The sequence below is a fragment of the uncultured Aquincola sp. genome, assembly GCF_964001545.1.
Lineage (GTDB): Bacteria > Pseudomonadota > Gammaproteobacteria > Burkholderiales > Burkholderiaceae_C > Aquincola.
Map to the genome: position 1 here is coordinate 1 of NZ_CAXFDV010000392.1, position 3,331 is coordinate 3,331.

General features: G+C 70.6%; 4 protein-coding genes. 1 reads left to right on the top strand and 3 read right to left on the bottom strand.

Annotation, left to right across the window (positions count from 1 at the left end; translation table 11 throughout):
- Window positions 1-525: aldo/keto reductase (locus tag ABNT58_RS13575; protein WP_348754001.1), on the bottom strand; the 525-nt coding region annotated here is incomplete at its 3' end.
- A gap of 28 nt (window positions 526-553) precedes the next feature.
- Window positions 554-1,759, bottom strand: a complete 1,206-nt coding sequence (locus ABNT58_RS13580; protein ID WP_348754002.1) for an MFS transporter — start codon at window positions 1,757-1,759, stop codon at window positions 554-556.
- A gap of 103 nt (window positions 1,760-1,862) precedes the next feature.
- On the opposite strand from ABNT58_RS13580, the gene ABNT58_RS13585 reads away from it, so the two are divergent.
- Window positions 1,863-2,765: a LysR family transcriptional regulator gene (locus tag ABNT58_RS13585; protein ID WP_348754003.1), complete on the top strand. Its 903-nt coding sequence runs from the start codon at window positions 1,863-1,865 to the stop codon at window positions 2,763-2,765.
- A gap of 5 nt (window positions 2,766-2,770) precedes the next feature.
- Here ABNT58_RS13585 and arsH read toward each other — a convergent pair.
- Window positions 2,771-3,331: arsenical resistance protein ArsH (gene arsH, locus ABNT58_RS13590; protein ID WP_348754004.1), on the bottom strand; the 561-nt coding region annotated here is incomplete at its 5' end.

Genomic DNA, 3,331 nt, shown 5'->3' on the forward strand with positions numbered 1-3,331 from the left:
CGCCACGCCCTGGCTGCGCGCAAAGTCGGCCAGCGGGCGGTTCTGCAGGTAAGGGTGCAGCTCCACCTGGTTGGTGGCGATGCGGCCGGGGCCGGCGGCGGCGATGGCTTCCTTCATCAACGCGATGCTGAAGTTGGAGACGCCGATCTGCCGCGTCAGGCCCTGCTCTTGCGCGGCCCGCAGCGCGCCGATCGACTCGGCCACCGGCACCGCGCCGCCGGGTGCGGGCCAGTGGATCAGCGCCAGGTCGACATGGTCGGTGCGCAGCTTGTCCAGGCTCTCGCGCAGGCTGGGGCCCAGGCGGTCGGCCGCCAGGTGCTCGGTCCACACCTTGGTGGTGATGAACAGCTCGCTGCGCGGCACGCCGCTGCGTTCGATGGCCTGGCCGATCTCGGCTTCGTTGCCGTAGATCTGCGCGGTGTCGATGGCGCGGTAGCCGAGTTCCAGCGCGGTGAGCACCGAGTCGATGACAGTCTGGCCCTGGAGGCGGAAGGTGCCGAGGCCGAAGCGGGGAAGGGTGGTCATGGAAGTTCCTTGAGGAAGCAGGGGAGGGTCAGTGGCCGACGGGCGCCGTGGCGCCGGCCAGGCGGGTGGGCAGGCCCTGGCGGCGGTCGAGCGCGCCGCTCCAGCCGGTGAGCGCCAGCGACACCAGCACCACCAGGCCGCCGATCCAGGGCGTGTGCATCAGGCCCAGGTGCTCGACGATCAGGCCGCCGGCCCAGGCGGCGCCGGCAATGCCCAGGTTGAAGGCGGCGATGTTCAGGCCCGAGGCCACGTCCACCGCCTGGGGCACCTGGCGTTCGGCCTGGCGCACCACGTACAGCTGCAGGCCGGGCACGTTGCCGAAGGCCACCGCACCCCAGGCCAGCACCGTGAGCACTGCCAGCCAGGGCTGGTGCGCGGTGAAGCTGAAGACGAACAGCACCGCGGCCAGCAGCGCGAAGATCAGCTTGAGCGCCGGGATCGGGCCCCAGCGGTCGGCCAGCCGGCCGCCCCACAGGTTGCCCACCGCCACCGACACGCCGTAGACCAGCATCACCCAGGCCACCGCGCCGGCGCTGAAGCCCGATACCTCGTTGAGGATGGGCGCCAGGAAGGTGAAGGGGATGAAGCTGCCGCCGTAGCCGATGGCCGTCTTGGCATACACCAGCAGCAGCCGCGGCTCGGCCAGCACCCGCGCCTGCTGGGCCAGCGAAGCGGGCGGCGTGTGGGCGATGTGGCGCGGCACCAGCACGGCGCTGCCGACGAAGGCCAGCGCCCCCAGGCCGGCCACGGCCAGGAAGGTTTCGCGCCAGCCGAAGTGCTGGCCGATGAAGGTGCCCAGCGGCACACCGGTGACCAGGGCCACCGTGAGGCCGGTGAACATCAGCGCGATGGCGCTGGCTGCTTTGTCCTTGGCCACCAGGCCGGTGGCGATGGTGCTGCCGATGGAGAAGAACACGCCGTGCGCCAGGCCGGTGAGCACCCGCGCCGCCACCAGCGTGCCGTAGCCCGGCGCCTGCCAGGCCAGCAGGTTGCCGGCGGTGAAAAGCGCCATCAGCCCCAGCAGCAGCTGCTTGCGCGGCAGGCGGCCGGTGAGGGCGGTGAGCACCGGCGCGCCGACGGCCACGCCCAGCGCATACAGGCTCACCAGCAGGCCGGCCGAGGGCAGGCTCACGCCCAGGTCGGCCGCCACGGTGGGCAGCAGGCCGACGATCACGAATTCGGTGGTGCCGATGGCGAATGCGCTGAGCGTCAGCGCCAGCAAGGCAAGTGGCATGGGGAACTCCTGAGGCAAGCGATCGAATGGCCGCCAGTGTGGGCTGTGCGTTCTTGCGGAAAAATGGGGTCTCGGGCACAAGACCCTTGAGCAGGAGTCAAGGATGAAGACGACGCTGGATGAGCTGCTGGCGCTGCGCACGGTGGTGGACACCGGCTCCATCACCGCCGCGGCCGAGCAGCTGGGGCAGACGGTCTCGGGCATCAGCCGCGCGCTGCGGCGGCTGGAAGACAAGCTGGGCACCACGCTGCTCAACCGCACCACGCGGCGCCTGTCGTTGACGGAAGAGGGCCATGCCTTCCTGGCGCGGGCGCGCGCCATCCTGGCCGCGGTGGACGAGGCCGAGGAGCAGATGGCCAGCCGCCGCCGCCAGCCGGCAGGCCGCCTGCGGGTGAATGCGGCCGTGCCTTTCATGCTGCATGTGGTGGCGCCGCTGGTGGCCGGCTTCCAGGCGCTGTACCCGCTGATCGAGCTGGAGCTGAACACCGACGACCTGCCGATCGACCTGCTGCAGCAGGACACCGACGTGGCCATCCGGATCGGGCCGCTGGTCGATTCCACGCTGCGCGCAAGGCCGCTGGGCGACAGCGTGGTGCGTGTGCTGGCCAGCCCCGCCTACCTGAAGGCGCATGGCCGGCCGCGCACGGTGGCCGAGCTGACCGGACCGGCGCACCGGCTGCTGGGCTTCACACAGCCCGAGTCCTTGAACCGTTGGCCGCTGCGCGGCCCGCAGGGCGACCGGCTGCACATCCAGCCGGCGCTCAAGGCCAGCAGCGGCGAGACGCTGCGCCGCCTGGCGCTGGAAGGCGCGGGCGTCGTCGCGCTGTCGGACTTCGTCACCGCCGAAGACCGCCGCAGCGGCGCGCTGGTGCCGCTGCTGCCGCGCGAGACGGTGGAGGTGCGCCAGCCCATCCACGCGGTGTTCTATCGCAACACCGAGCTGTCTTCGCGGATCGGGTGCTTTCTCGACTACCTGGCCGAGCGGATGAAGGAGGCCGACCGCTGAGGGGGTCAGATGGCCCGCTGGTTCACACGCTGGGAGAGTGCTTGCGCGCTTTCCTTGCGCTCGCTGTAGCGGTCGAGCAGGTAAGGCGCCACGTCGCGGGTGAGCAGCGTGAACTTGAGCAGCTCTTCCATCACATCCACCGCGCGATCGTAGAAGGCCGAGGGCTTCATGCGGCCTTCGTCGGTGAATTCGGCAAAGGCCTTGGCCACCGACGACTGGTTGGGGATGGTGATCATGCGCATCCAGCGGCCCAGGATGCGCATCTGGTTCACCGCGTTGAACGACTGGCTGCCGCCGCACACCTGCATCAGCGCCAGCGTCTTGCCCTGGGTGGGCCGCACCGCGCCCACGCTGAGCGGAATCCAGTCGATCTGCGACTTCATGATCCCGGTCATCGCGCCATGGCGTTCAGGCGAGCACCACACCATGCCTTCGCTCCAGGCGGCCAGCGTGCGCAGCTCCTGCACCTTGGGGTGATCGTCAGGCGCCCCATCGGGCAGCGGCAGGCCGGCGGGGTCGAAGATCTTCACCTCGGCCCCCAGGGCCTGCAGCAGGCGCGCGGCTTC

Coding starts and splice junctions, on each gene's coding strand:
- ABNT58_RS13580 (WP_348754002.1), bottom strand. CDS start 1,759: ATGCCACTTGCCTTGCTGGCGCTGACGCTCAGCGCATTCGCCATCGGC.
- ABNT58_RS13585 (WP_348754003.1), top strand. CDS start 1,863: ATGAAGACGACGCTGGATGAGCTGCTGGCGCTGCGCACGGTGGTGGAC.